The organism is Microbacterium excoecariae (assembly GCF_011326725.1).
Lineage (GTDB): Bacteria > Actinomycetota > Actinomycetes > Actinomycetales > Microbacteriaceae > Microbacterium > Microbacterium excoecariae.
The window spans coordinates 1,925,634-1,949,459 of the sequence record NZ_JAANCO010000001.1; the positions used below are offsets into that span (position 1 = coordinate 1,925,634).

Annotated in this window: 23 protein-coding genes and 3 riboswitches; of the genes, 5 read left to right on the forward strand and 18 right to left on the reverse strand. The window is 71.6% G+C overall.

All coding sequences use genetic code 11. The annotated features are described in order from the left end of the window. Window positions 1–37 precede the first annotated feature (37 nt). Window positions 38–991: a 2,3,4,5-tetrahydropyridine-2,6-dicarboxylate N-succinyltransferase gene (dapD, locus tag G8E01_RS08985; RefSeq protein WP_166318725.1), complete on the forward strand. Its 954-nt coding sequence runs from the start codon at window positions 38–40 to the stop codon at window positions 989–991. A gap of 64 nt (window positions 992–1,055) precedes the next feature. On the opposite strand, the gene G8E01_RS08990 is transcribed toward dapD, so the two are convergent. The 10 genes from G8E01_RS08990 to G8E01_RS09035 all read right to left on the reverse strand — a co-directional run bounded on the left by G8E01_RS08990 (window position 1,056) and on the right by G8E01_RS09035 (window position 12,353). After that, window positions 1,056–2,351 carry a citrate synthase gene (locus G8E01_RS08990; protein ID WP_166318728.1) on the reverse strand — a complete coding sequence of 432 codons (1,296 nt, stop codon included), beginning with the start codon at window positions 2,349–2,351 and terminating at the stop codon, window positions 1,056–1,058. 151 nt (window positions 2,352–2,502) lie between these two features. Then, a complete protein-coding gene (gene dapC / locus G8E01_RS08995; RefSeq protein WP_166318731.1) occupies window positions 2,503–3,615 on the reverse strand; it encodes a succinyldiaminopimelate transaminase in 1,113 nt (370 codons plus the stop codon). A gap of 3 nt (window positions 3,616–3,618) precedes the next feature. Continuing rightward, window positions 3,619–3,939 carry a ferredoxin gene (gene fdxA, locus G8E01_RS09000; protein WP_166318734.1) on the reverse strand — a complete coding sequence of 107 codons (321 nt, stop codon included), beginning with the start codon at window positions 3,937–3,939 and terminating at the stop codon, window positions 3,619–3,621. A gap of 48 nt (window positions 3,940–3,987) precedes the next feature. Then, complete coding sequence (locus tag G8E01_RS09005; RefSeq protein ID WP_166318737.1) at window positions 3,988–4,392, reverse strand: histidinol dehydrogenase; 405 nt, start codon at window positions 4,390–4,392, stop codon at window positions 3,988–3,990. 56 nt (window positions 4,393–4,448) lie between these two features. Next, on the reverse strand, window positions 4,449–6,353 hold the full coding sequence (gene typA, locus G8E01_RS09010) for a translational GTPase TypA (protein ID WP_155047532.1): 1,905 nt from the start codon (window positions 6,351–6,353) through the stop codon (window positions 4,449–4,451). An 86-nt stretch (window positions 6,354–6,439) separates the two neighbouring features. Further along, entirely contained in the window at window positions 6,440–6,997 is a 558-nt protein-coding gene (locus G8E01_RS09015; protein WP_166318740.1) for a PH domain-containing protein, read from the reverse strand. Between the two features lie 74 nt (window positions 6,998–7,071). After that, window positions 7,072–8,727, reverse strand: a complete 1,656-nt coding sequence (locus G8E01_RS09020) for a dipeptide ABC transporter ATP-binding protein (RefSeq protein WP_166318743.1) — start codon at window positions 8,725–8,727, stop codon at window positions 7,072–7,074. Beyond that, a complete protein-coding gene (locus G8E01_RS09025; RefSeq protein WP_155047529.1) occupies window positions 8,724–9,665 on the reverse strand; it encodes an ABC transporter permease in 942 nt (313 codons plus the stop codon). The genes G8E01_RS09020 and G8E01_RS09025 overlap by 4 nt, the downstream gene beginning before the upstream one ends. Then, window positions 9,655–10,584: an ABC transporter permease subunit gene (locus G8E01_RS09030; protein ID WP_166318746.1), complete on the reverse strand. Its 930-nt coding sequence runs from the start codon at window positions 10,582–10,584 to the stop codon at window positions 9,655–9,657. Before G8E01_RS09030 ends, G8E01_RS09025 begins: the two co-directional genes overlap by 11 nt. A gap of 149 nt (window positions 10,585–10,733) precedes the next feature. Next, entirely contained in the window at window positions 10,734–12,353 is a 1,620-nt protein-coding gene (locus tag G8E01_RS09035; protein WP_166318749.1) for an ABC transporter substrate-binding protein, read from the reverse strand. A gap of 217 nt (window positions 12,354–12,570) precedes the next feature. Here G8E01_RS09035 and G8E01_RS09040 point away from each other — a divergent pair, with 217 nt between their 5' ends. After that, the gene (locus G8E01_RS09040) at window positions 12,571–13,320 is read left to right on the forward strand and encodes a CPBP family glutamic-type intramembrane protease (RefSeq protein ID WP_166318752.1); all 750 of its coding nucleotides are present in this window, start codon (window positions 12,571–12,573) and stop codon (window positions 13,318–13,320) included. 170 nt (window positions 13,321–13,490) lie between these two features. Next, window positions 13,491–13,985, forward strand: a complete 495-nt coding sequence (locus tag G8E01_RS09045; RefSeq protein ID WP_166318755.1) for a hypothetical protein — start codon at window positions 13,491–13,493, stop codon at window positions 13,983–13,985. 117 nt (window positions 13,986–14,102) lie between these two features. Here G8E01_RS09045 and G8E01_RS12780 read toward each other — a convergent pair whose 3' ends face one another. Both G8E01_RS12780 and G8E01_RS12785 read right to left on the reverse strand, forming a co-directional pair. Beyond that, on the reverse strand, window positions 14,103–14,528 hold the full coding sequence (locus G8E01_RS12780; RefSeq protein WP_338100778.1) for a GNAT family acetyltransferase: 426 nt from the start codon (window positions 14,526–14,528) through the stop codon (window positions 14,103–14,105). Beyond that, entirely contained in the window at window positions 14,525–15,118 is a 594-nt protein-coding gene (locus tag G8E01_RS12785) for a GNAT family N-acetyltransferase (RefSeq protein WP_240921235.1), read from the reverse strand. Before G8E01_RS12785 ends, G8E01_RS12780 begins: the two co-directional genes overlap by 4 nt. Before the next feature lie 17 nt (window positions 15,119–15,135). Between G8E01_RS12785 and G8E01_RS09055 the strand changes: the two genes are divergently transcribed. Both G8E01_RS09055 and G8E01_RS09060 read left to right on the forward strand, forming a co-directional pair. Further along, complete coding sequence (locus G8E01_RS09055) at window positions 15,136–15,609, forward strand: NUDIX hydrolase (protein WP_166318761.1); 474 nt, start codon at window positions 15,136–15,138, stop codon at window positions 15,607–15,609. Next, on the forward strand, window positions 15,606–16,025 hold the full coding sequence (locus tag G8E01_RS09060) for an NUDIX hydrolase (RefSeq protein WP_338100779.1): 420 nt from the start codon (window positions 15,606–15,608) through the stop codon (window positions 16,023–16,025). Before G8E01_RS09055 ends, G8E01_RS09060 begins: the two co-directional genes overlap by 4 nt. A gap of 67 nt (window positions 16,026–16,092) precedes the next feature. Here the strand turns inward: G8E01_RS09060 and gcvP are convergent, their stop codons facing one another. The 6 genes from gcvP to thiM form a co-directional block, all read right to left on the reverse strand. Next, complete coding sequence (gene gcvP / locus G8E01_RS09065) at window positions 16,093–18,918, reverse strand: aminomethyl-transferring glycine dehydrogenase (RefSeq protein WP_166318764.1); 2,826 nt, start codon at window positions 18,916–18,918, stop codon at window positions 16,093–16,095. Continuing rightward, on the reverse strand, window positions 18,915–19,295 hold the full coding sequence (gcvH, locus tag G8E01_RS09070; RefSeq protein ID WP_166318767.1) for a glycine cleavage system protein GcvH: 381 nt from the start codon (window positions 19,293–19,295) through the stop codon (window positions 18,915–18,917). The genes gcvP and gcvH overlap by 4 nt, the downstream gene beginning before the upstream one ends. Further along, window positions 19,292–20,401 (reverse strand): glycine cleavage system aminomethyltransferase GcvT, encoded by a 1,110-nt coding sequence (gcvT, locus tag G8E01_RS09075; protein ID WP_166318770.1) that lies wholly within the window; start codon window positions 20,399–20,401, stop codon window positions 19,292–19,294. The genes gcvH and gcvT overlap by 4 nt, the downstream gene beginning before the upstream one ends. A gap of 47 nt (window positions 20,402–20,448) precedes the next feature. After that, window positions 20,449–20,555, reverse strand: a riboswitch (glycine riboswitch). Continuing rightward, window positions 20,556–20,647: riboswitch (glycine riboswitch) on the reverse strand. A 72-nt stretch (window positions 20,648–20,719) separates the two neighbouring features. Continuing rightward, window positions 20,720–22,165 carry a bifunctional hydroxymethylpyrimidine kinase/phosphomethylpyrimidine kinase gene (thiD, locus tag G8E01_RS09080; protein WP_166318773.1) on the reverse strand — a complete coding sequence of 482 codons (1,446 nt, stop codon included), beginning with the start codon at window positions 22,163–22,165 and terminating at the stop codon, window positions 20,720–20,722. Further along, entirely contained in the window at window positions 22,162–22,821 is a 660-nt protein-coding gene (locus tag G8E01_RS09085; protein ID WP_166318776.1) for a thiamine phosphate synthase, read from the reverse strand. The genes thiD and G8E01_RS09085 overlap by 4 nt, the downstream gene beginning before the upstream one ends. Next, on the reverse strand, window positions 22,818–23,639 hold the full coding sequence (gene thiM, locus G8E01_RS09090) for a hydroxyethylthiazole kinase (protein WP_240921236.1): 822 nt from the start codon (window positions 23,637–23,639) through the stop codon (window positions 22,818–22,820). The genes G8E01_RS09085 and thiM overlap by 4 nt, the downstream gene beginning before the upstream one ends. Continuing rightward, window positions 23,628–23,722: riboswitch (TPP riboswitch) on the reverse strand. It overlaps the preceding gene by 12 nt. Window positions 23,723–23,826: the final 104 nt, after the last annotated feature.

Sequence of the window (23,826 nt, forward strand, 5' to 3'; positions counted from 1 at the left end):
CGCGCGGCGGACGGCTCGACCTCGGTAGCCTGGAGGCATGACTGACACGCGCTGGGCCTCCGGCGTCGGACTCGCGACCGCAGCGTCCGACGGCACGATCCTCGACACCTGGTTCCCCTCCCCCTCCCTCTCGCGCCTGAGCGAGATCGACGTGCCCGCCGCGCGCGCGGCGATCGAGTCCGCCACCGGCCGCGACGCCCGCCGCGACGTGACGATGTCGGTCGTCGAGGTCGAGATCGACCTCGACGCGGCCGTCGCGTCGACGCCCGACGCGTACCTCCGACTGCACGCGCTCTCGCACCTGCTCGTCGAGCCCAACGCCCTCAGCCTGGACGGCCTGTTCGCGCACCTCCCGAACGTCGCGTGGACGTCCGCCGGCCCGGCGGACGCCGCCGTCGCGGCCTCCCGCCTCGCCTCGCTCCGCCGCGAGGGGCTCCAGGTCTACGCGGTCGACCGCTTCCCGCGCCTGACCGACTACGTCCTTCCCGAGGGCGTGCGCATCGCCGACGCGTCGCGCGTACGTCTCGGCGCGCACCTCGCGCCCGGCACGGTCGTCATGCACGAGGGCTTTGTGAACTTCAACGCCGGCACGCTCGGCGCGTCCATGGTCGAGGGCCGGATCTCCCAGGGCGTCGTCGTGGGCAACGGATCCGACATCGGCGGTGGCGCCTCGATCATGGGCACGCTGTCCGGGGGCGGCGCGCACCGCGTGCGCATCGGGGAGCGCACCCTCCTCGGCGCGAACGCGGGCATCGGCATCTCCCTCGGCGACGACTGCGTCGTCGAGGCCGGCCTCTACGTGACCGCCGGCACGAAGGTCGTCCTCGCCGACGCGCCGCGCACGGCCGACGGCGCGCCGCAGGTGGTCAAGGGCGCCGAGCTATCGGGCGCGAGCGGCGTGCTGTTCATCCGCAACTCCGTGTCGGGCGCGATCGAGGCGCGGCGCCGGAGCGGCGTGGGCGTGACGCTCAACGAGACGCTGCACGCGTAACGCCCCACCCGCACACCACGGCGGCCGCCCCCTCACAGGGGGCGGCCGCCGTTTCGCGCCGGGCTCAGGCGCCGGGGTAGCGGCGCTCCGGCGAGCCGATGTAGAGCTGCTGCGGGCGGCCGATCTTCGACTGGCGGTCGAGGTTCTGCTCACGCCACTGCGCGAGCCAGCCGGGCAGGCGACCGATCGCGAACAGCACGGTGAACACGCGCGTCGGGAAGCCCATCGCCTTGTAGATCACGCCGGTGTAGAAGTCGACGTTGGGGTACAGGTTGCGCGACCGGAAGTAGTCGTCGTTGAGGGCGATCTCCTCGAGCTCCTTGGCGAGGTCGAGGAGCGGGTCGCTCACGCCGAGGGAGGCGAGCACCTCGTCGGCGGACTGCTTCACGATCGCCGCGCGCGGGTCGTAGTTCTTGTAGACGCGGTGGCCGAAGCCCATGAGCTTGACCCCGTCCTCCTTGTTCTTCACCCGCTCGACGAAACGCCCGACGCCCTCGCCGGAGTCGCGGATCTGGGCGAGCATCTTCAGCACGGCCTCGTTCGCGCCGCCGTGCAGCGGGCCCGAGAGGGCCTGGATGCCCGCCGAGATCGAGGCGAACTGGTCGGCGCCCGTGGACCCGACCAGCCGCACCGTCGACGTGGACGCGTTCTGCTCGTGGTCCTCGTGCAGGATGAGCAGGCGCTCGAGCGCGCGGGCCATGACGGGGTTGACCTCGTACGGCTCGCTCATGACGCCGAAGTTCAGGCGGAGGAAGTTCTCGACGTACCCGAGCGAGTTGTCGGGATAGAGGAACGCCTGGCCGCTCGACGTCTTGTGCGCGTACGCCGCGATGACCGGGAGCTTCGCGAGCAGGCGGATGATGTTCATCTCCACGTGCTCGGGATTGTTCGGATCCGACTGCGACTCGTAATAGGTCGACAGGGCCGAGGTCGCGGACGACAGCACCGCCATCGGGTGCGCGCCCGACGGGAGCGCCGAGAAGAAGCGCTTGAGGTCCTCGTGCAGGAGCGTGTGGTGCCGAATCTTGTCGTCGAACTCGGCGAGCTGGTCCGCCGTCGGCAGCTCGCCGTAGATCAGCAGCCAGGCGACCTCGAGGAACGTCGCGTTTTCCGCGAGCTGGTCGATCGGATATCCGCGGTAGCGGAGGATCCCCGCCTCGCCGTCGATGTAGGTGATGTCCGACTTCGTCGACGCCGTGTTCACGAATCCGTAGTCGAGGGCCGTGTAGCCCGTCTGCTTCGACAGCGTCGAGACGTCGATCGCGGGCTTGCCGTCGACCGCCGGAAGGACGGGGAATTCTGCGGTCTTGTCACCGACGGTCAGCGTGGCCTTTTCGGGCAGGTGTCCCGCGTCGCTCACGGCGCCTCCTCGCGTTTTGTGCATTGTGTTCGAAACGTGCGGGGCGTCCCGCGGGTTCCGCGGCACGTCCCGCCCTAGCCTATCGGCCCGCGGCGGCAACTGTGAAAATCGGCAATCTTCCCGCGGCTGGCGCTGTGGGATCCGCCAGACGCTAGGGCCGAGCGCCGCGCAGGCGTTCCGCCGCGGCGCGCACCCTGTCGTCCGGCGCCGTGAGGGAGACCCGCACGTGCTGCGGGAAGAACTCGCCGTAGAAGACGCCGGGGCCCGCGAGGATCCCCAGGTCGGCCAGACGCGCCATGGAGTCCCAGGCGTCCCGCCCCTCGGTGACCCAGAGGTAGAGGCCGGCCTCGCTCGCGTCGACGCGGAAGCCCGCCGCCTCCAGGGCGGGCCGCAGCACCTCGCGCCGGGCCCGATAGATCGCCTTCTGCGCCGCGACGTGCGCGTCGTCGCCGAGCGCGACGGCCATCGCGTGCTGTACGGGCGCCGGCGGCATGAGGCCGAGGTGCTTGCGGTTCTTCAGGAGCCCCGCGACGATGCGGGAGCAGCCCGCGACGAACGCGGCGCGGTACCCCGCGAGGTTCGACTGCTTGCTCAGGGAGTACACGCTGAGGAGGTTCGCGCGCGAGGCGCCCGCGACACGCGGATCCAGCACGCTCGGGATCGGCTCCGCGTCCCAGGGCGCGTCCCACCCGAGCTCCGCGTAGCACTCGTCGCTCGCGAGCACGGCGCCCAGCTCGCGCGCGCGCTCAACCGCGGCGGCGAGCGACGGAACGTCCCACACCCGACCGTCGGGGTTGCCCGGCGAGTTGATCCAGACGAGCTTCGTGCCCGCGGGCCACGCGGCCGGGTCGTCCTCGGCCACGGCCGTCGCGCCCGCGACCTGCGCGCCGACCGCGTACGTCGGGTACGCCGCGCGGGGGTGTACGACGATGTCGCCCTCGCCGAGGCCCAGGAGGGTCGGCAGCAGCGCGACGAGCTCCTTCGACCCGATGGTCGGCAGGACGTTGTCGCGGGTGAGGCCCGGCACACCGCGACGCCGCGCATACCACGACACGATCGCGTCGCGCAGCTCGGCGGATCCCATCGTCGCGGGGTACGCGTGCGCGTCGGTGGCCTCGACCAACGCGTCGCGGATGATCTTCGGCGTCGGGTCGACGGGGGAACCGATCGACAGGTCGCACAGCCCGCCGGGATGCGCTGCGGCGCGCGCACGCAACGGCTCGACGGCGTCCCAGGGGTAGTCGTCGAGGTCGTTGATGGACACGGGCTACTCGCCCTGGGGGGGAAGCGCCGCGATGACCGGGTGGTCCTTCGCGATCACGCCCACCTTGGCGGCGCCGCCCGGCGATCCCACGTCCTCGAAGAACTCGACGTTCGCCTTGTAGTAGTCCTGCCACTCGTCGGGCAGGTCGTCCTCGTAGTAGATCGCCTCGACGGGGCACACGGGCTCGCAGGCGCCGCAGTCGACGCACTCGTCGGGGTGGATATAGAGGCTGCGCTCACCCTCGTAGATGCAGTCGACCGGGCACTCATCGATGCAGGCGCGGTCTTTGACGTCCACGCACGGAAGGGCGATCACGTAAGTCACGTCGACGATTCTACGCGTCGGATCGCCCCCGCGCCCCGAAGGCACGCCTTACTGTGACGCCGTGTGACCCGCGACACGCGCGCGGGGGATCCGCGGCCACGCGACGACGGCGAGGACGATCGCCGCGAGCGCCACCGACCACACGACACCGATCGGGAATTCCCCCTCGGCCGCCTGCGGGACGACGACGGATCCGCCGGGCCCCTCCCCCGAGTACACCGTGAGCGCGGCGAGCATGCCGAGCCCCGCGGCGAGCACCGCCCCGCGGTCGACGACGAGGAGGCGGATCGCCACGAGCAGGGCCAGGCAGCCCGCTCCCCCCGCGATCAACCCGATCGGCAGCCACGCCCACGCGACCAGGGGGTGGGAGATCGTGCCCGCCACGCCGAAGACCGCGCCCGCGACAGCGGCGAGGAGCCAGGACAGCAGGCGAGAGAGGATCGGGGCACGCATGGGCCCAGAATACGCCGAGGGCCCCGGGAAACCCCGGGGCCCTCGGAACGCGCGGATCAGTTCTGGCGCTTCAGGCGCGCGGTCGCGCGGCTGCGCTCCGTCTGGTCGAGGATGACCTTGCGGATCCGGACCATCTCGGGCGTCACCTCGACGCACTCGTCCTCGGCGGCGAACTCGAGCGACTCCTCGAGAGACAGGATGCGCGGCGGCGTCATCGACTCGAAGGAGTCGGCGGTCGCCGAGCGCATGTTCGTGAGCTTCTTTTCCTTCGTGATGTTCACGTCCATGTCGTCGGCGCGCGAGTTCTCACCGATGACCATGCCCTCGTAGACCTCCTCCGTCGGCCGGACGAAGAAGGACATGCGCTCCTGCAGCGCGATCATCGCGAACGGCGTCACGACGCCCGCGCGGTCGGCGACGATCGAGCCCTGCGCGCGGGCCTCAATCTGGCCCGCCCACGGGCCGTAGCCGTGCGAGAGCGCGTTGGCGATGCCCGTGCCGCGCGTCGTCGAGAGGAACACCGTGCGGAACCCGATGAGGCCGCGCGAGGGCACGACGAACTCCATGCGGATCCAGCCCGTGCCGTGGTTCGTCATGGTCTCCATGCGGCCCTTGCGGGCCGCGAGGAGCTGGGTGATCGCGCCGAGGTACTCCTCGGGGACGTCGATCGTCAGGTGCTCGAACGGCTCCTGCACCTTGCCGTCCTCGTCCTTGCGCGTGACGACCTGCGGCTTGCCGACCGTGAGCTCGAAGCCCTCGCGGCGCATGTTCTCGACGAGGATCGCGAGCTGCAGCTCACCGCGGCCCTGCACCTCCCACGCGTCGGGCTTGCCGATGTCCTTTACGCGGATCGACATGTTGCCGATCAGCTCGCGGTCGAGGCGATCCTTCACCATGCGCGCCGTGAGCTTGTGGCCCTTCACCTTGCCGACCAGCGGCGAGGTGTTCGTCCCGATCGTCATCGAGATCGAGGGCTCGTCGACCGTGATCGCCGGCAGCGGACGCACGTCCTCCGGGTCGGCGATCGTCTCGCCGATCATGATGTCCTCGAAGCCCGCGATGGCCGCAATGTCGCCGGGGCCCGCCTTCTCGGCGGGGAAGCGCTCGAGCGCCTTGGTCATCATCAGCTCGGTGATGCGGGCGGACTGCTGCGTGCCGTCGCTGCGCACCCAGGCCACGGTCTGGCCCTTCTTGAGCTCGCCCGAGAACACGCGCAGGAGCGCGATGCGGCCGAGGAACGGGGACGAGTCGAGGTTCGTCACCCACGCCTGCAGCGGTGCGTCGTCGTCGTAGGTCGGGGCGGGCACGTGCTCGAGGATCGCCTCGAACAGCGGCTCCAGGTCCTCACCGTCGGGCAGGGTGCCGTCGGCGGGGCGGGTGCGCGAGGCCACGCCCGCGCGGCCCGAGGCGTAGACGACCGGAACGTCGAGCAGCGCGTCGACGTCGAGGTCGGGAACGTCGTCCGCGAGGTCGCCCGCGAGGCCGAGGAGCAGGTCCTGCGCCTCCGACTCGACCTCCTCGATGCGCGAGTCGGGCCGGTCCGTCTTGTTGATGAGGAGGATCACGGGGAGCTTCGCCTCGAGCGCCTTGCGGAGCACGAAGCGGGTCTGCGGGAGCGGGCCCTCCGAGGCGTCGACGAGGAGGACGACACCGTGGACCATCGAGAGGCCGCGCTCGACCTCGCCGCCGAAGTCCGCGTGACCCGGGGTGTCGATCACGTTGATCGTGATGGGCTCGTCGGTGTGCGCGCCGTTGTAGGAGATCGCCGTATTCTTGGCGAGGATCGTGATCCCCTTCTCCTTCTCGAGGTCGTTCGAGTCCATGGCGCGCTCGTCGACGTGCTCGTGGTCTCCGAACGATCCGGTCTGTCGCAGCATGGCGTCGACGAGGGTCGTCTTGCCGTGGTCGACGTGCGCGACGATCGCGACGTTGCGGAGGTCGGAACGGTGGACAAGCGCCATGAAGGGGTCCTTCGAGGTAGGGAATCACCCCGAAACCGGGGCACCCCATCCTATCGCGAGCGCCTGAGCGCTCCCACCACGGCCCGTCAGGCGGCGCCGGGGACGACGAAGCCGCCCGTCACGCCCAGCGAGAACGCGATCCACACGACGATGACCGCGCCGGTCGCGACCGCGGGCCAGTCCCATCCGCGCCGGACGTCCGCAGGCCCCTCCTCCGCCTGCGCGTGCAGCTGTTCGAGGGACTCCACCTGCAGCTCCGCCGGATCCACGTCCTGGCGCTTCAGCGAGCGGTGCATGCGCCGAGACGCACCGCCCCACGCCGTCACCGTGCCGCCGGAGCGCAGGGTGAGCTCGACGCTGTAGCGCAGGCGGAGGCTGCGGACGGCCGACCACGGCACGTCGACGATGCGGAGCACGTTGTGAAAGCGCACGCCACGCGCGTCGGCGACGATGCGGGGCGCCGTCTGGAAGATCCACACGAGCCAGACCACGGCCGCGAGCCACGGGGCGACAAGGAACGCGTCCCAGGCGCTGGCGCGGACCGCCATGTCGGCCACGAGGAACACGCTCACGGCGGCCGCGAGGCCGAGCCACACCCACCCGAGCACGGAACGGAACACGACGGGGTGAGGCGAGGTGGGCATGGCGCCCAGCATACGAAACGCCGCTGGGCGCCCTCCCCGAAAGGAGGGCGCCCAGCGGCGCAGCCGGCGCGGCGTCAGGCGCCAAGCGCCAGGTCGCGACCCGGGATCGCGTCGAGGAGGCGACGCGTGTACTCCTGCTCCGGCGACTCGAAGACCCGGTCGACCGAGCCCTGCTCGACGACGCGCCCCTTCTCCATGACGCACACCAGGTCGGCCGCGACGCGCACGACCGCGAGGTCGTGCGTGATGAAGAGATAGGTCAAATCGAGCTCCGACTGCAGGTCAGCCAGCAACTGCAGGATCTGGTCCTGCACGAGCACATCCAGCGCCGAGACCGCCTCGTCGAGGACGACGATCGAGGGCTTGAGCGCGAGCGCACGCGCGATCGCGATGCGCTGACGCTGGCCGCCCGACAGCTCGTTCGGGTACCGGTACGCGAGCTCCTGCGGGAGCGCGACCTGCTCGAGCAGCTCCTCGACGCGCGCCTTCTGCGACGCGCGGTCCCCCACGCCGTGCAGGCGCAGCGGCTCGGAGATCAGCGCGCCGATCGAGCGCAGCGGATCCAGGGATCCGTAGGGGTCCTGGAACACCGGCTGCATGCGCCCGCGCAGCGAGAACACGTCGGAGCGGCTCATCTCGGTCGTGTCGCGACCCTCGATGCGGACGGCGCCCGACGTCGGCTTCTCGAGCTGGAGGACCATCTTGGCGACCGTCGACTTGCCCGACCCCGACTCGCCCACGAGCGCGAGCGTCTTGCCCTTCGGGATCTGGAACGACACGTCGTCGACGGCGCGGAACGGCTCCGCGCGGAAGCCGCCCTTGCGGATCGAGAAGTCCTTCGTGAGGTTCTCGACCTCGACCACGGCCTTCTGCTCCGTGAGCGCCGTCGTGGAGGCGATGTCGCCCGACTCGACGACCCGCGTCTGGATCCGCGTCGAGGCGAGGCTCGGCGCGGCGGCCACGAGGCGCTGCGTGTACGGGTGCTGCGGATCCGCGAGGATCTCCCGGCTCGGCCCCGACTCCACGATGCGCCCGCGGTTCATCACGATGATCCGATCGGCACGGTCGGCCGCGAGGCCGAGGTCGTGCGTGATGAAGAGCACCGAGGTGCCCTTGTCGCGCGTGAGCGACGCCAGGTGATCGAGGATGACCCGCTGCACCGTCACGTCGAGCGCGCTCGTCGGCTCGTCGGCGATCAGGAGCTTCGGGTCGGCCGCGAGGCCGATGCCGATCAGCGCGCGCTGGCGCATGCCGCCCGAGAACTGGTGCGGGAACTGGTGCATGCGGCGCTCCGCGTCGGCGAGGCCGGCGTTCTGGAGCACCTCCACGGCGAGCTTCTCGACGTCCTTGCGGCCCGAGGCGAGCCCGTTCGCGCGGATCGTCTCCTTCACCTGGAAGCCGATCGACCACACGGGGTTGAGGTTCGACATCGGGTCCTGCGGCACGTAGCCGATCTCCCGGCCCCGGATGTGCTCCATCTGGCGGCGTCCGAGGCCCGTCAGCTCGCGGCCGTCGAGCGACACGGATCCGCCCGTGACGGCGCCCGTGCCCGGGAGCAGGTCGATGATCGCGGTCGCCGTCGTCGACTTGCCGGATCCCGACTCGCCCACGATCGCGACCGTCTCGCCCGGGTAGATGTCGAGGTCCACGCCGTGCACGACCTCGCGCTGGTTCTTGCCGCGGCCGAACGCAATGCGCAGGTCGCGGACGGACAGAAGCGGCTCGCTCATCGCTCAGCCCTCGCCTTCGGATCCAGGGCGTCTCGGAAGACCTCGCCCAGCGTGATGAATGCCAAGACCGTGATCGTCAGCGCGAGCGACGGCCAGAACAGGGCCATCGGCGCGGTGCGGATCGAGGTCTGCGCTTGGCTGATGTCCGCGCCCCACGAGACCACCCCGCCGCCGAGGCCGACGCCGAGGAAGGACAGTACCGACTCGGCGACGATCGCGTTGCCGAGGCTGATCGTCGCCACGACGATGACGGGCGCCATCGAGTTCGGGAGGACGTGCACGAGGAGCGTCTTGAAGCGGCTCATGCCGAGCGCGATCGATGCCATGACGTAGTCCGACTGCTTCACGCGCAGGATCTCGGCGCGCACGATGCGCGCCGTCGAGGCCCACGAGAATCCGCCGATCGCGAAGGCGAGCGTCAGCATGGTGCGCTGATCCGCCGGCATCACGGTCATCACGACGATCGCCGCGATGATGTAGGGAATCGTGAAGAAGATGTCGCCGACGCGCGACAGGAGCGAGTCGAGGAACCCGCCGTAGAAGCCGGCGAACGCCCCCATCACGAGGCCGATGGTCGTGCCGATCAGGGTCGCGAGCAGGCCCACGACGACGGACGTGCGCGCCCCGTACGCGAGGCGCGACCAGATGTCGCACCCCTGGCGCGTGAAGCCGAGCGGGTGCCCCGCGGTCGGGTCGCCGTTGCTGTTCGCGAGAACGCAGGCGCCGCCCGACGGCTGGACGCTCGTGAACAGGCTCGGGAACGCCGCGACGATGACGATGATCACCGCCACGACGACGGAGACCCAGAACAGGGGCCGGCGGCGCATGTCGCGCCACGCGTCGAGCCAGAGGTTGCTGCGCTTGTCCGACACGCGCACCTGGTCGACGACGACCTCTTCCGCGCCGGTGGGCGCCACGAAGTGAGAGTTACGAGACATAGCGGATCCTCGGGTCGAGCAGGCCGTAGAGCAGGTCGATCAACAGGTTGATCAGGACGTACACCACGACGAAGACGGTCACGAACGACACGATCGTCGGCGTCTCGTGCTTGAGGATCGCCTGGTAGAGCGTGTTTCCGACGCCGGGGATGTTGAAGATTCCCTCGGTCACGGTCGCGCCCACCATGAGGATGCCGAACACGGTAGCCATGTCGGTGACCATGGGGATCAGCGAGTTGCGGAGCACGTGCACCGGGATCACGCGGCGGCGCGGGAGGCCCTTGCCGTACGCCGTGCGCACCCAGTCCTGCCCGAGGGTCTCGATGGTCGAGGCGCGCGTCAGGCGCATGCTCGTCGCGTACACGCCGACCGCAAGCGTCATGGCGGGGAGGAGCAGGCCCGCCCAGCCGTTGTTCGCGCCCACCGTCGGGCTGAACCAGCCGAGCTGGACGCCGAAGATGAACTGCGCGCCGAAACCGATGACGAACACGGGCACCGCGACGAAGATCAGCGCGATAACGAGCATGAGGTGGTCGAACCACGAGTTCTTCGCGAGCGCCGAGGCCAGGCCGATGATGATCGCGAGCGCGAACGCCATGACGACCGCCTCGACGGCGAGCCGGAGCGTTACGGGGAAGGTCCGCAGCAGGGTGTCGAGGACGGGCTGGCCGTCGAACCCGACACCGAAGTCGAGGCGGAAGATCCCCCCGAGGTAGTTCAGGTACTGCACGATGAACGGCTGGTCGAGCAGGTACCGTTCGCGCAGCTGTTCGAGCAGGGCGTCCGGCGGAACCTTGTCGCCGAACAGTGCCGCGATGGGGTCGCCGGGCATGGCGAACACCATGTAGTAGATCAGCAGGGTGGCGCCCAGGAACACCGGGATCACCTGCAGGATCCGTCTGAGGATGTAGAAAGCCACCCTCATCCTCCCTTCGGGGATGGGTCAGGTTGTCGGGCGGCCCGTTGCCGCCCGCGTGGCGACGCGGGGCCGGATCGCGGCCCCGTCACACCACAGGCCGCGGGGCGGTGACTGTCGTCACCGCCCCGCGGCTCACGAAAGGGCTCGGGTCAGCCCTTGGTGATGTTGTAGTACAGCGGAACCGAGTTCCAGCCGAACTCCACGTTGTCCACGGTGTCCGCCCAGCCGGCGGTCACGTTCGAGTACCACAGCGGCGTCGCGGGCAGGTCCTGGAGCAGGACGGCCTGCGCCTCCTCGTAGAACTCGTTCGCCTCGGCGGGATCGGTGGCCGAGATGCCGTCCGAGAGCAGCTGGTCGAACTCCTCCGAGGAGTAGTCGCCGTCGTTCGAACCGGCGTTCGTGGCGTACAGCGGGCCGAGGAAGTTGTACAGGCCCGGGTAGTCCGCCTGCCATCCCGTGCGGAAGGCCGACTGGATGGTGCCGTTGGTCACGTCCTCGCGGAGGCCCGCGAAGTCCGGGTAGGGCTCGCCCACTGCGTCGATACCGAGCGTGCCGGCGATCTGGTTGACCGTCGCGTCGACCCAGGCCTGGTGGCCGCCGTCCGCGTTGTAGGCGAGGGTGAAGGTGCCCTCGTACGGGCTGATGGCGTCGGCCTCGGCCCAGAGCTCCTGAGCTGCCTCGGGGTCGTAGGACAGGACCTCTTCGCCCTCGAGCTCGTCGGTCCAGCCGTCGATCACGGGCGACGTGAAGTCGCTCGCGGGCGTGCGGGTGCCCTGGAAGATCACGTCCGTGATCTCCTCGCGGTCGATCGCCATCGAGATGGCCTGGCGACGCAGCTGGCCCTCCTCACCCTGGAAGTGCTCGAGCCAGCCGGGGATCGTGAAGGACTGGAAGATCGCGGCGGGGTCGTTGACCCAGTTGTCGCCGAGCTCGTCCTGGTAGGTCTCGAAGGCCGAGTCCGGGATCGCGTCGATGACGTCGAGGTCGCCACCGAGAACGGCCGAGTACGCCGCGTCCTGCGTCGAGTAGAAGACGATCTGGAGGCCGTCGTTCTGTACCTCGCGGGGGCCGTCGTAGTCGGGGTTCGTCACGAGGTCGATCTGGACGTCGTGCTGCCAGGCGTCCTCACCGTCGAGCATGTACGGGCCGTTGCCGACGGGGTTCTCGCCGAAGGCCTCCATGTCCTCGAACGCGACGTCGGGCAGCGGGTAGTAGGCCGAGTAGCCCAGGCGCTGCGCGAAGTCCGAGGCCGGCTTGTTGAGCGTGATCGTGAAGGTGTAGTCGTCGACCTGCTCCAGGCCCGACAGCTCCTCGACGTTCTCGTCCCAGCTGAAGCCCTCGATGTCCTCGAAGAAGTAGCTGGACAGCTGCGCGTTGTCGAGCGCGGCGCCGTAGTTCCAGGCGTTGATGAAGTTGTCGGCCGTGACCTCTTCGCCGTCCGTGAACGTCAGGCCCTCGCGGATCTTGACGGTCAGCTGGGTCGGCGAGTCGACGGTGATCTCCTCGGCGACCTCGTTCTGCACCGCACCGTCAGCCTGGTACGAGATCAGGCCGGCGAAGATGCTGTCGAGGATCTTGCCGCCGCCGACCTCGTTGGTGTTCGTCGGGATCAGCGGGTTCTGCGGCTCGTTGCCGTTCGCCGTGATGATGCCGCCGCCGGCGGCCTCACCGCCGCCGGTGTCGCCGCTGTCGCTCGAGCAGCCCGCCAGGGCGAGGCTGCCGACACCGACGAGCGCGAGGCCCGAGAGGGCGATCTTGTTGCGCTTCACGTGTGCTCCTAGTAGAAGGGTTGAATACCGCCCGCGGGGTCATGCTGTGACATGCGGACTGCGCGGTTGACTTTAGGCGCTGGTTCGGATTGCTCCAAATCATTCTCCGAACCGTTACACAGGCTTTATTCAGACCCGCGGGTGCTTGGCAGATTGCTCCAAGGTTGCTGGGAAGGCGTCCGATTCGACCCACACGCTTTCGTGACAACCTACTGACGTGACCACTTCGCTCTCGCGCACCCGGATCCGCTGGGAAATCGGGATCGTGCTCGCGCTCTCGCTCGGGCAGTCGGCGCTCTACTCCGTGCTCTCGTTCGTGCGGTCGGCGACGGCGGAGGCGGCGCTCTCGGAGCAGGCGACCGCGCTGAACCCCGAGCGCGCCGACCAGGCGGTGTGGGACGCGGTGTACCGCGTGTGCGACGTCTTCTTCGACCTCTGCCTCGTGGCGCTCGTCGTCTACCTGCTCTGGGAGCCGGGCCGAAACGCCCTCCGCCGCATCGGCCTCGACTTCTCGCGCGTCGGCCGCGACGCGGCGGTCGCGATCCTGCTGCTGGCGGCGATCGGCATCCCGGGCCTGGCGCTCTACGCCGCGAGCCGGCTCGCGGGTCTCACGCTCGAGGTGCAGGCCGGATCCCTCGACGCGGCGTGGTGGACGATCCCCCTCCTTGTGCTCTCGGCCGCGCGCGCGGGGCTTCTCGAAGAGGTCATCCTCAACGGATATCTCGGCGAGCGCCTCGACGACCTCGGCTGGCGCGCGTGGCGGATCCTCGCCGCGATCGCGCTCCTGCGCGGGCTCTACCACCTGTATCAGGGCCCGGCGATGGCGGTGGGAAACGTCGTCATGGGGCTCGTGTTCGGATGGGTGTACCTCCGGTGGCGCCGCGTCATGCCGCTCGTCATCGCCCACGCCCTGCTCGACACGTTCGCCTTCGTCGGGTATCCGCTCGCCGCGCCCTACCTCCCCTAGCCATGTCCACATTTCTCCGGCAATTCTTGCCGTCAGGGGCGTAGACATACCGGAGAAATGTGGACTTGCGCGGGCGGCGGGCTCGTTCACAGGGCGCCGTGTGGATCCGATCGTCCCCACTGGCGGCCTTTGCGCGCGAGCCACGGGCCTACGCCGGGCAGGGTGAGTGCATGACGCTCGTCTCGACCCTCGCCCGGCTTCGCTCCAGCCCCGTGTCGCTGTTCTCGAGGGCGCAGCTCGGGCCGTCCTTCGATCACGCGGTGCACGGCCGCGCGCTCGCGCGCGTCGAACCAGGGGTCTATGCCGATGCCGTCGAGTGGGATCCGCTCCCACCCTGGGATCGATACCTCGCCCGCGTGCACGCCGTGGCCGCGCGGCGACCTCAGGCGGTCTTCGCCCTGGATTCCGCGTGCGCGCTCCACGGCCTCCCGGTCCTCGGGCACCCGCGACACGTGCACATCCTCGCCGAGGCGCGCGGGCGCGCACGCATCACGGGATCCGTGCAGGCCCACTTCCGCACGGACGACCTCGTCGCCGTGTCGGCGGGCGAGATCCGCGCGACCTCCGCAGAGTCGCCCGCGGTTTCGCTCGGTGGGGCTGGGCCGACGTGCGCGAGCCCGAGCGCCTGGAACGGATCCTGTGCGACGCGGGCGTCGAGCAGGTGAAGCCCCGAGACAACGCGCGCCTGCGCTCCCTCGCGTCCCTCCTCGCCACCCCCTAAGTCCACATTTCTCCGGCGATTCTTGCCCCCAGGAGCGTAGACATGCCGGAGAAATGTGGACTTAGGCGTCGGGGATCAGGCGCTTCCCGCGCATCTCGACCTCGACCGGCTCGTAGCCGAGCGCGTCGTAGAACCCCAGCACGCCCGCGTTTTCTCGACGAACCATGAGCTGTACCTTGGGGCAGCCGAGCGCCGTGAGCCGCCGCTCCGCCTCCGCCACGAGCGCCGCCCCGATGCCCTCGCCGCGCCGCGCAGGATCCGCCGCGAGATACGACAGCCACCCGCGGTGCCCGTCGTAGCCAGCCATGACGGATCCCACCACCGCACCGCCCGCATCCGCCACGAGGAGGAGGTCGGGCCACACCGAGCGCGCCCGGGCGATGTCGGCCCGCGGATCATTCCACGAACGCGTGAGCGCCGCGGCCTCCCACAGCGCGACGACCGCGTCCTCGTCGCCGGGAGCGAAGGAGCGGATCCGGACCGTCACCGCGCCCGCTCCACGCGCGCTTCGAGCCCCCGCCGCACCGCGGGCCACTCCCCCGCGAGGATCGAAAACACGACCGTGTCGCGCACGTGTCCATCGGGCATGATGCGGTGGCTGCGCAGCACACCGTCCTGCTTCGCGCCCAGCCGGGCGATCGCCTGGCGCGAGGCGTGGTTGTGCCAGTGCGTGCAGAACTGGACCGCGATGCATCCGAGCTCGTCGAACGCGCGCTCAAGAAGCAGGAGCTTCGCCGCGGGATTGATGCCGGTGCCCTGGGCCGACGGCCGCAACCAGGTGTATCCGATTTCCAGCCGCCTGTTCAGCGCATCGAGGGAGCAGAACGAGGTCATGCCGACCGCGGTGCCAGACGCAGTGTCGACGATCGCCCACGGCGCCATCTCGCCCGCCCGCTGCCGGGCGAGGCGACGGTCGATTTCCGCCGAGACGTCGCCCGGCGCCGGGATCGAGGTGAACCACAGCCGCCACACATCGCCGTCGGCCGACGCCTGGCGCAGATCCGCCGCGTGTTCCGGCGCGAGCGGCTCGAGCCGGGCGCGGGTGTTCTCCAGGAGCGGCGTGTGCTCGAAGCTCATCCGCATAACCTATCGTCATGGGAACTCCGGAATTCGTCCTCAACCTGCGCGCGAAAATCGGGCACGATCCCCTCTGGCTGGCGGGCGTCACCGCCGTCGTGGTCCGCGGCGACGACGTGTTGCTCGTGAAGCGCGCGGACAACGGCCGCGTGACGCCCGTGACCGGCATCATCGACCCGGGCGAGGATCCGATGACCGCGGGGATCCGCGAGGTGAGCGAGGAGGCGGGCATCACCGCCGAGCCCGAGGCGCTCGTGTGGGTGCACGCGCTGCCGCCCATAACCTATCCGAACGGGGACCAATCGCAGTACCTCGACATCGTCGTCCGGTGTCGCGCGGACGGAGGCGAGCCCTACCCCGCGGACGGCGAGAACACACGGGCGTGGTGGTGCCGCGTCTCGGAGCTCGACGCGGCCGGCCTGGACCCGGACATGCGCGAGCGGATCCGCGTCGCGCTCGAGCACGAGGGATCCGCGAGGTTCACCGCGTGATCGATCACGAGGCACGGCGGATCCACGTGAGCGCCGTTGTGCTGCGGCACCCCGACGACGGACGGATCCTCACGGTCCGCAAGCGCGGCACGAGCATGTTCATGCAGCCGGGCGGCAAGCCCGAGCCGGGCGAGAGCGCCGTGGACGCGGCCGTGCGCGAGATCCGCGAGGAGCTCGGCGTCGCGCTCGAGCCGACCGCCATGCGCCTGCTCGGCGTGTTCGAGGCGCCCGCCGCGAACGAAGGCGGATACGCCGTGCGGGGAACGGTGTTCACGCATCCTCCCGTAAAGGTGCACGCGCCCGCCGCGGAGATTGAGGAGCTGCGCTGGGTGGATCCGGACGGGGCGCTCGCGGACGACCTCGCGCCGCTCATGGTGACGCGGATCCTGCCGGCCCTGCGCGCCGCGGCCGCCTAAGTCCACAATTCTCCGACAAATCTCCGCCTCAGGGGGCAAGAGTTGTCGGAGAATTGTGGATTTAGGGTTAGGCGAACGCCTCGATGGGTGGGCAGGCGCAGACAAGGTTGCGGTCGCCGTAGGCCTGGTCGATGCGGCGCACGGGGGGCCAGTATTTGCCGGCGGGGCCGGCCGGGAAGGCCGCGAGCTCGCGCGGGTAGGCGTGCGGCCAGTCGCTCGTCGCGACGGACTCCGCGGTGTGGGGCGCGCCCACGAGCGGGTTGTCGTCCGCGGGCCACTCCCCCGCCGCCACGCGCGCGGCCTCGTCCGCGATCCGGATCATGGCGTCGCAGAACCGGTCGAGCTCGCCCAGGTCCTCCGACTCGGTCGGCTCGACCATGAGCGTGCCCGCGACGGGGAACGACATCGTCGGCGAGTGGAACCCATAGTCGACGAGGCGCTTGGCCACGTCGTCCACCGTGATGCCGGTCTCCTCGCGGAGCGGGCGGAGATCGACGATGCACTCGTGCGCCACGCGACCGTCGTCGCCCGTGTACAGGATCGGGAAGCGATCCGACAGGCGCGCCGCGACGTAGTTCGCCGCGAGCACGGCGGACGCGGTCGACTCCGCGAGGCCCTCGCGGCCCAGCATCCGGATGTACGCCCACGTGATCGGCAGGATGCTCGGCGACCCGTAGGGCGCCGCCGACACCGGGCCGATGCCCTCGCGGTGCTCCTGCGCCATCGCGTGCGACGGGAGGAACGGCGCGAGGTGCGCCTTCGCGGCGACGGGCCCAACGCCGGGGCCGCCGCCGCCGTGCGGGATCGCAAACGTCTTGTGCAGGTTGAGGTGCGAGACGTCCCCGCCCAGGTCCCCGAACCGCGCCTGCCCGACGAGGGCGTTGAGGTTCGCGCCGTCGATGTAGACCTGCCCGCCCGCCTCGTGGACGGCGGCGGTCACCTCGAGCACGTCGTGCTCGAACACCCCGTGCGTGGACGGGTACGTGATCATGAGCGCCGCGAGCGTGCCCGCGTGCGCGGCGATCTTCGCCCGCAGGTCCGCGAGGTCCACGTTCCCGCGCTCGTCGCACGCCACCACCACGACGCGCAGGCCCGCGAGCACGGCGCTGGCCGCGTTCGTGCCGTGCGCGGACGAGGGGATCAAACACACGTCGCGCCCGCCGTCGCCGCGGGAATCGTGGAAGCGGCGGATCGCGAGGAGCCCCGCGAGCTCGCCCTGCGATCCCGCGTTCGGCTGCAGCGACACGGCGTCGTACCCCGTCAGGTCGGCGAGCCACTCTTCGAGCTCGCGGATCATCTCGAGGTAGCCCGTCACGCGCTCGGCTGGCGCGAACGGGTGGATCCGGCTGAACTCGGGCCACGACGACGCCTGCATGGCCGCCGCGGGGTTGAGCTTCATCGTGCAAGACCCGAGGGGGATCATGCCGCGGTCGAGCGCGTAGTCCTTGTCGGCGAGGCGCTTCAGGTACCGCATCATGGCCGTCTCGGAGCGATGCTCGCGGAACACGGGGTGCGTCAGGTAGGCGTCGCGGCGGGCCAGCGCGCCCGGGAGGGCGGATCCGGCCGCCTCGACCGGCGGAACCCCGAAGGCCGCCGCGACGGCCGCGAGGTCGGCCGGCGTGGTCGCCTCGCCCACCGAGACGCCGACCGTGTCCGCGTCGACGAGGTGGAGCAGCACGCCGTCGGCGTCCGCCCGCCGCACGACCTCCGCGGCCCTGCCGGGAACGACCGCGCGCACCGTGTCAAAGAACTCGCCGTGCACGAGCGCGATTCCGCCGTCGCGGAGCGAGGCCGCCAGGCCGGCCGCGCGCGCGGCGATGTCCGTCGCGATCCCGCGGATCCCGTCCGGGCCGTGGTACACGGCGTACATCGAGGCCATGACCGCCAGGAGCACCTGCGCAGTGCAGATGTTGCTCGTCGCCTTCTCGCGGCGAATGTGCTGCTCGCGCGTCTGCAGCGCGAGGCGGTAGGCGGGCTGGCCGTCGGCGTCGCGGGACACGCCCACGAGGCGCCCCGGCAGCTGTCGCTCGAGCCCCTGGCGCACCGCCATGAAGCCCGCGTGCGGCCCGCCGAAGCCGAGCGGCACGCCGAAGCGCTGCGTGGACCCCACGACGATATCGGCGCCCAGCGAGCCGGGCGAGGCGATCAGCGCGAGGGCCATGAGGTCCGCCGCGACGACCGCCTGGGCGCCCCGGTCGTGCGCCGCCTGGATCGCCGCGGACGGATCCCAGACGCGGCCCGAGGCCCCCGGATACTGCACGAGGAGGCCGAAGAACGCCTCCGGCAGGTCCTCGCCGCCCGCCAGGTCGCGCTCCGCGAGATCGATCCCGACCGCCGACGCGCGCGTCGCGAGCACGGCCTTCGTCTGGGGCAGCGCGTCGGCGTCCACGACGAAGACGGGCGAGGCCTGTCCGCGCACGGCCCGTCGGGCGAGCAGCATCGCCTCGACCGCGCTCGTCGCCTCGTCGAGCATCGACGCGTTCGCCACCGGCACGCCCGCGAGGTCCGCGACCATGGTCTGGAAGTTCAGCAGGGCCTCGAGCCGCCCCTGGGAGATCTCGGGCTGGTACGGCGTGTAGGCGGTGTACCAGGACGGGTTCTCGAAGACGTTGCGCTGGATCACCGCCGGGGTGATCGTGTCGCTGTACCCGAGCCCGATCAGGGGGCTCGCGACGCGGTTCTTCGCCGCGAGAGCGCGCAGCTCCGCGAGGGCCTGTGCCTCGCTCACGCCCTCCGCCGGGACGGCGCCCGCCGCGCCGGCGGAGCGGATCGCCTCCGGCACGGCCGCGCGGAGGACGCCGAGAGCGGAGCTGCCCTCCGCGCCGATCGCGGCGGCCATGCGCTCCTGCGCGCCGATCGTGCCGACGTGGCGCTCGAGGAACGGGCGCGTCACGCGTCGGCCCCCGTGAGCGCCGCGTAGGCGGCGCGGTCGAGGAGGCCCGCGACGTCGCCGTCCACGCGCACCTTCACGAGCCAGCCGTCGCCGAACGGATCCGCGTTCACGAGCGCCGTGTCGGCGTCGGCCGCGTCGTTGACCTCGACGACCGTGCCCGACACGGGCGCGTAGAGCTCGGACACCGACTTGGTCGACTCGATCTCGCCCATGACGTCGCCCGCGGCGATCTCCTGGCCGACGGTCGGCATGTCGATGTAGACGACGTCGCCGAGCTGCTCGGCGGCGTGGTCGGTGATGCCGATCGTCGCGATGTCGCCCGAGACGGCGACCCATTCGTGCTCGGCGGTGTAGGACAGGGCGGTGAGATCGGTCATTTCTGGCTCCGGTAGAAGGGAAGGTCGGTGCGGGTCGCGGGGATGTGCGTGCCGCGGACGTCGATCGCGAGCGCCGCGTCGACGGCGTCGGGATCGACGTACGCCATCGCGATGGGGTGGCCGAGGGTGGGGCTGAGGGCGCCGCTCGTGACCTCGCCGACGACGCGGTCGCCCGCGTAGACGGCGTAGCCGGCGCGGCCCGCGCGGCGGCCCTCGCTCGACAGACCCACGAGCACGCGGGCGCCCGGCCGCGGCACGGTCGCCTCCTCGCCGACGAACCCGGTCTTGTCGGCGGGGATGATGCGCCCGAGGCCGGCCTGGGCCGGAACGACGCCCCGGCCGAGTTCGTGCCCGTAGAGCGGCATGCCCGCCTCGAGGCGGAGCGTGTCGCGCGCGGCGAGGCCGGCCGGCACGAGGCCGTCCTCGGCCCCGGCCGCGAGGAGCGCGCGCCACAGGTCCGCGGCGAGCGCCGCGGGCACGTACAGCTCGAAGCCGTCCTCGCCCGTGTAGCCCGTGCGGCCGACGAGAAGGTCGGATCCACCGAACCTCGCCCACGCGAACCCGTAGTTCTTCACCTCGCCGAGGCCCTCGGCCCCGTCGATCTCGCCCATGCGCTCGAGGATCCGCCGGGATGCGGGACCCTGCAGGGCGAGGAGGGCGTAGGCGTCCGACTGGTCGTCGACCGCGACATCCGCCGCGCCGGACGCGCGCTCGGCGAGCGCGGCGGCGACGTCCTCGCGGTTACCGGCGTTAGCGACGACGAGGAACGCGTCGTCCGCGAGGCGGTAGATCACGAGGTCGTCGATGATCCCGCCGTCCGGCGCGAGGATCATCGTGTACTTCGCCCGCCCCACCGCGACGCGCGAGAGCCGGCCCGCGAGCGCGGCGTCGAGGAAGGATCCCGCGCCCGCGCCCGAGACGAGGATCTCGCCCATGTGGGAAATGTCGAAGAGGCCGGCGCGCTCGCGCACGGCGCGGTGCTCGGCGAGATCGGAGGTGTAGCGCACGGGCATGCGCCACCCGCCGAAGTCGGTGAACGTCGCGCCGAGCGCGGCGTGTTCGGCGGCGAGCGGCGTCTCGCGGAGGGGCGGTGGAGGGGACGACATGGAGTTCTCCCGGTCGGGCGGACGCGCCCCGGTCGAGGCGCGATGAGAACTCCCCCTCTGTCATGAACCTGAGAGCTTCGACGCGACCGGGGTCGCGCCTTTCACCGTCGGCGGCAGCGCGGCACTACGTGCGCTGCTCTTTTCAGAGCGGCCGGATCCGTCAGCGGTAACGGCACCTGAGAGATTGGCGGGGAGGCTTGCTCCTTCGGTGACCGGGGTACCCCGGTACTCTCCCGCGCGGATCGTGCGGCCTGTATTCGGTTGTGCGCCCTCAGCGTACCCGCGGCGGGGCCGCCTGCACCACGGCCCCGCCGCGCGTCACGGGCGCTGCGCGAAGAAGGCGCGCTCGTGGCGGGCGGAGACGACGAACGCCTCGCGCATCCGCTCGAGCGCGGCGTCGTCGGCGCGGTGCGCCGCCCGCTGGGTCCAGGCGATGGCCTCGCGCGTGGCGTCGCGAAACGCCGGGTCGTCGTAGGTCTGGAGCCAGTCCTCGTAGGGGTGCCCTGGCCGTGAGGCGCGGGCTAGCCGCCTCCCCACGTCGTCGTAGATCCAGAAGCACGGCAGGACGGCGGCCGCGAGGACACCATGGTCGCCCGCGGCCGCGGCCGCCTCGAGATGTCCCAGGTAGGCGCGGGTCTCCGGCGAGGGCTCCGGCGGATCCCCGGCGACGCGCGAGCGGTGCAGCGCCATCTCGGTCTCGACGCACGCTCGCGCGGACGCGGCCCAGAAGGCGCGCTCGTCCGCGCTCGGCGCGATCTCGCCGAGCCCGGCCAGCACGCGCGCATAGGCCCCGAGGTAGACGGCGTCCTGCGCGAGGTAGTGCGCGAACCTTTCCTGCGACAGGGACCCGTCCCCGAGCGCCACGACGAACGGATCGCGGTCGATGTCCGCCCGGATCGGCGCGATGTCCTCCCACCACGACGCGCACTCGGCCCGGCGGCGCGGCGGCAGGGCGCCCGCGCGATGGGCGTGGGCGTGATCGACGGGACCGGATCCGTGCCCCACGTCGAGCGCGTCGGCGGCCGCGAGCGCACCGCGGAGCCAGTCGCGGGCGAGGCGCGCCGCCCAGACCCAGTCGGCCTCCGCCGCGGCGATCGTGGCGAGCGCGGAGGAGAGGGAGCATCCGGTCCCGTGGGTGTGCGGCGTGTCGATGCGATCGCCCTCGAACCACACCATCTCGCCCCCGGGGTGAACGAGGGCGTCCGGGCAGTCCGCCGAGTCCAGGTGTCCGCCCTTCGCCAGCACCCGCACGCCGTGCCGCGCCGCCAGGATCCGCGCTTGCGCGGACAGCTCGTCCCGCGTGCGCGCACCGGGCGCCCCCACCAGGGCGGCGAGCTCCGGGACGTTGGGCGTCACGACGTCCGCGAGCGGGAGGAGCGCGTCGAGCGCGCCCTCGGCCTCGGCGCGAAGCAGGCGGTCCCCGCTCGTGGCGACGAGGACGGGGTCGAGCACGACCCGGGGCGCCCCCGACGGCCCCGCGAGCCAGCCCCGCACGACGTCGATCGTCGCCCGGTCCGCGAGCATCCCGATCTTGACGGCGTCGATCCGCACGTCCGCGGCGAGCGCGTCGAGCTGGGCGACGAGCACGCCCGGCGGCGGAACGTGCACGGCTTGCACGCCCCGGGTGTTCTGCGCCGTGAGGGCCGTGATCGCGGCCATGCCATACCCGCCGCACGCGGCGATCGACTTCAGGTCCGCCTGGATCCCGGCGCCGCCCGACGGATCCGACCCCGCGATCGAGAGGACGTGGGGAACGCGCGTCACGCGGCCGCCCGCCATTCGGCCGCGAGGTCCGCCGCGGCCCGGCGCGGGTCCTCCGCGCGACACACGGCGCGCACGACGGCGACGCCGGCGGCGCCCGCCGCCCGCGCCGATGCCGCGTCCCCCGCCCCGAGGCCCCCGATCGCGACGACCGGCACCTCCCGCGCCGCGCGGCACGCGCGCGCGAGTCCGGCCCAGCCGAGGGGATCCGGATGGTCGGGCTTCGTGGGCGTCGCGCGGACGGCGCCCGCGCCGATGTAGTCGACGGTCCCCGCGGGCAGCGCGTGGATCGCGGCGATCTCGCGCGGCGTGCTGGCGCTCACCCCCACGACGGCGCCCTGGCCGACGAGCCCGCGAACGTCGCTGGCGGACAGGTCGGACTGTCCGACGTGGACGCCGTGGATCCGCGCGCCGGCCGCCGCGGCCGCGAGGTAGACGTCCACCCGGTCGTTGACGAGAAGGCGCGCCGTCCCGGACAGCGCCGCGGCGCACTCCGCCACCAGGTCCCGGAACGCCCCGGCCCCCAGCCGCTTCGCGCGCAGCTGGATTGTGCCCGCTCCCCCGGCCTCCGCCGCGGCCACGACCGCGGCGACGTCCCGCCCGGCGAGCGTCGCGAGGTCCGCCACGACGTAGGTGGCGAGCGCCGCGCGGGCGCTCACGCGGCCACCTCGATCGGGCGGGCCGCGAGGTCGGCGGGCGCCACCTCGGCGAGCGCGTCGAGGAATGCGACGGCGAAGGATCCCGGACCGTCCGCGCGGCCCGCGGCGCGCTCGGACGCCTCGGCGTACAGCGCGTGCGCGGCCGCCACGCCCGCGGTCGGGCCCGCGTCGGCGGCGCAGGCGACGAGCGCCGCGACGAGGGCGCCCAGCGAGCACCCGCCTCCGGTCAGGCGCGTGAGCCACGCGCTGCCCCCGGGGATCCGCAGCTCCCGCTCGCGCGCGACGACGAGGTCCTGCGGCCCGCTGACCGCGACCACGGCGCCCGTCTCGCGCGCGAGCCGGCGCGCCGCGGGGAGGGCCGAGTCGACGTCGCACGTCGCGTCCACCCCGCGCCCGGCCGCGGCCTCCCCCGCGAGCGCCCGGATCTCGGACGCATTGCCGCGGATCGCGGCGGGCCGGTCGGCGAGGAGCTCGCGCGCGAAGCCCGTGCGCAGGGTCAGGGCGCCGACGCCGACGGGGTCGAGCACCCACGGGGTTCCGGAGGCGCGCGCCGCGGCCACAGCCTCGCGCATCGCCACGCGGGAGGCGTCGTGCGGCGTGCCGACGTTGACGAGGACGGCGGAGGCGGCCGCTGCGCACTCCGCGGCCTCCCCCGGCAGGTCCGCCATGACGGGCGCCGCCCCCGCCGCGAGGAGCGCGTTCGCCGTGACGTTCGTCACGACGGCGTTGGTCAGGCACTGGACGAGAGGCGCCTCGCGCCGCATGCGTTCCAGCGGGCCTGCGAGGTCGACGCCGTTCGGGCGCGCAACAGTGTGCATGGACATCCCTCCGCTCGTGTCACCGAGATCAGGTTCAGCGGGTGTGTTCTCAGTCCCCGGCGGGGACACCCCGTGTCTCGCGACGACCCTATCGCACGGGTCCGCAGGCCCCCGACTTGCCCTTATGGTCGAAAGCACCTAACGTGTGGCACATCTTCAGGTCATACCGACCTTTCCCGTTCGAGGA

Bases quoted from the DNA above. Each gene is read 5' to 3' on its own strand.
- thiM (WP_240921236.1), bottom strand. From the start codon at position 23,639: ATGCACACTGTTGCGCGCCCGAACGGCGTCGACCTCGCAGGCCCGCTG.
- G8E01_RS09025 (WP_155047529.1), bottom strand. From the start codon at position 9,665: ATGTCTCGTAACTCTCACTTCGTGGCGCCCACCGGCGCGGAAGAGGTC.
- G8E01_RS09055 (WP_166318761.1), top strand. From the start codon at position 15,136: ATGGGAACTCCGGAATTCGTCCTCAACCTGCGCGCGAAAATCGGGCAC.
- G8E01_RS09005 (WP_166318737.1), bottom strand. From the start codon at position 4,392: ATGCGTGCCCCGATCCTCTCTCGCCTGCTGTCCTGGCTCCTCGCCGCT.
- gcvT (WP_166318770.1), bottom strand. From the start codon at position 20,401: ATGTCGTCCCCTCCACCGCCCCTCCGCGAGACGCCGCTCGCCGCCGAA.
- G8E01_RS09045 (WP_166318755.1), top strand. From the start codon at position 13,491: ATGACGCTCGTCTCGACCCTCGCCCGGCTTCGCTCCAGCCCCGTGTCG.
- G8E01_RS09020 (WP_166318743.1), bottom strand. From the start codon at position 8,727: ATGAGCGAGCCGCTTCTGTCCGTCCGCGACCTGCGCATTGCGTTCGGC.
- typA (WP_155047532.1), bottom strand. From the start codon at position 6,353: ATGGCGCTTGTCCACCGTTCCGACCTCCGCAACGTCGCGATCGTCGCG.
- dapD (WP_166318725.1), top strand. From the start codon at position 38: ATGACTGACACGCGCTGGGCCTCCGGCGTCGGACTCGCGACCGCAGCG.
- gcvH (WP_166318767.1), bottom strand. From the start codon at position 19,295: ATGACCGATCTCACCGCCCTGTCCTACACCGCCGAGCACGAATGGGTC.
- G8E01_RS12785 (WP_240921235.1), bottom strand. From the start codon at position 15,118: ATGAGCTTCGAGCACACGCCGCTCCTGGAGAACACCCGCGCCCGGCTC.
- G8E01_RS09015 (WP_166318740.1), bottom strand. From the start codon at position 6,997: ATGCCCACCTCGCCTCACCCCGTCGTGTTCCGTTCCGTGCTCGGGTGG.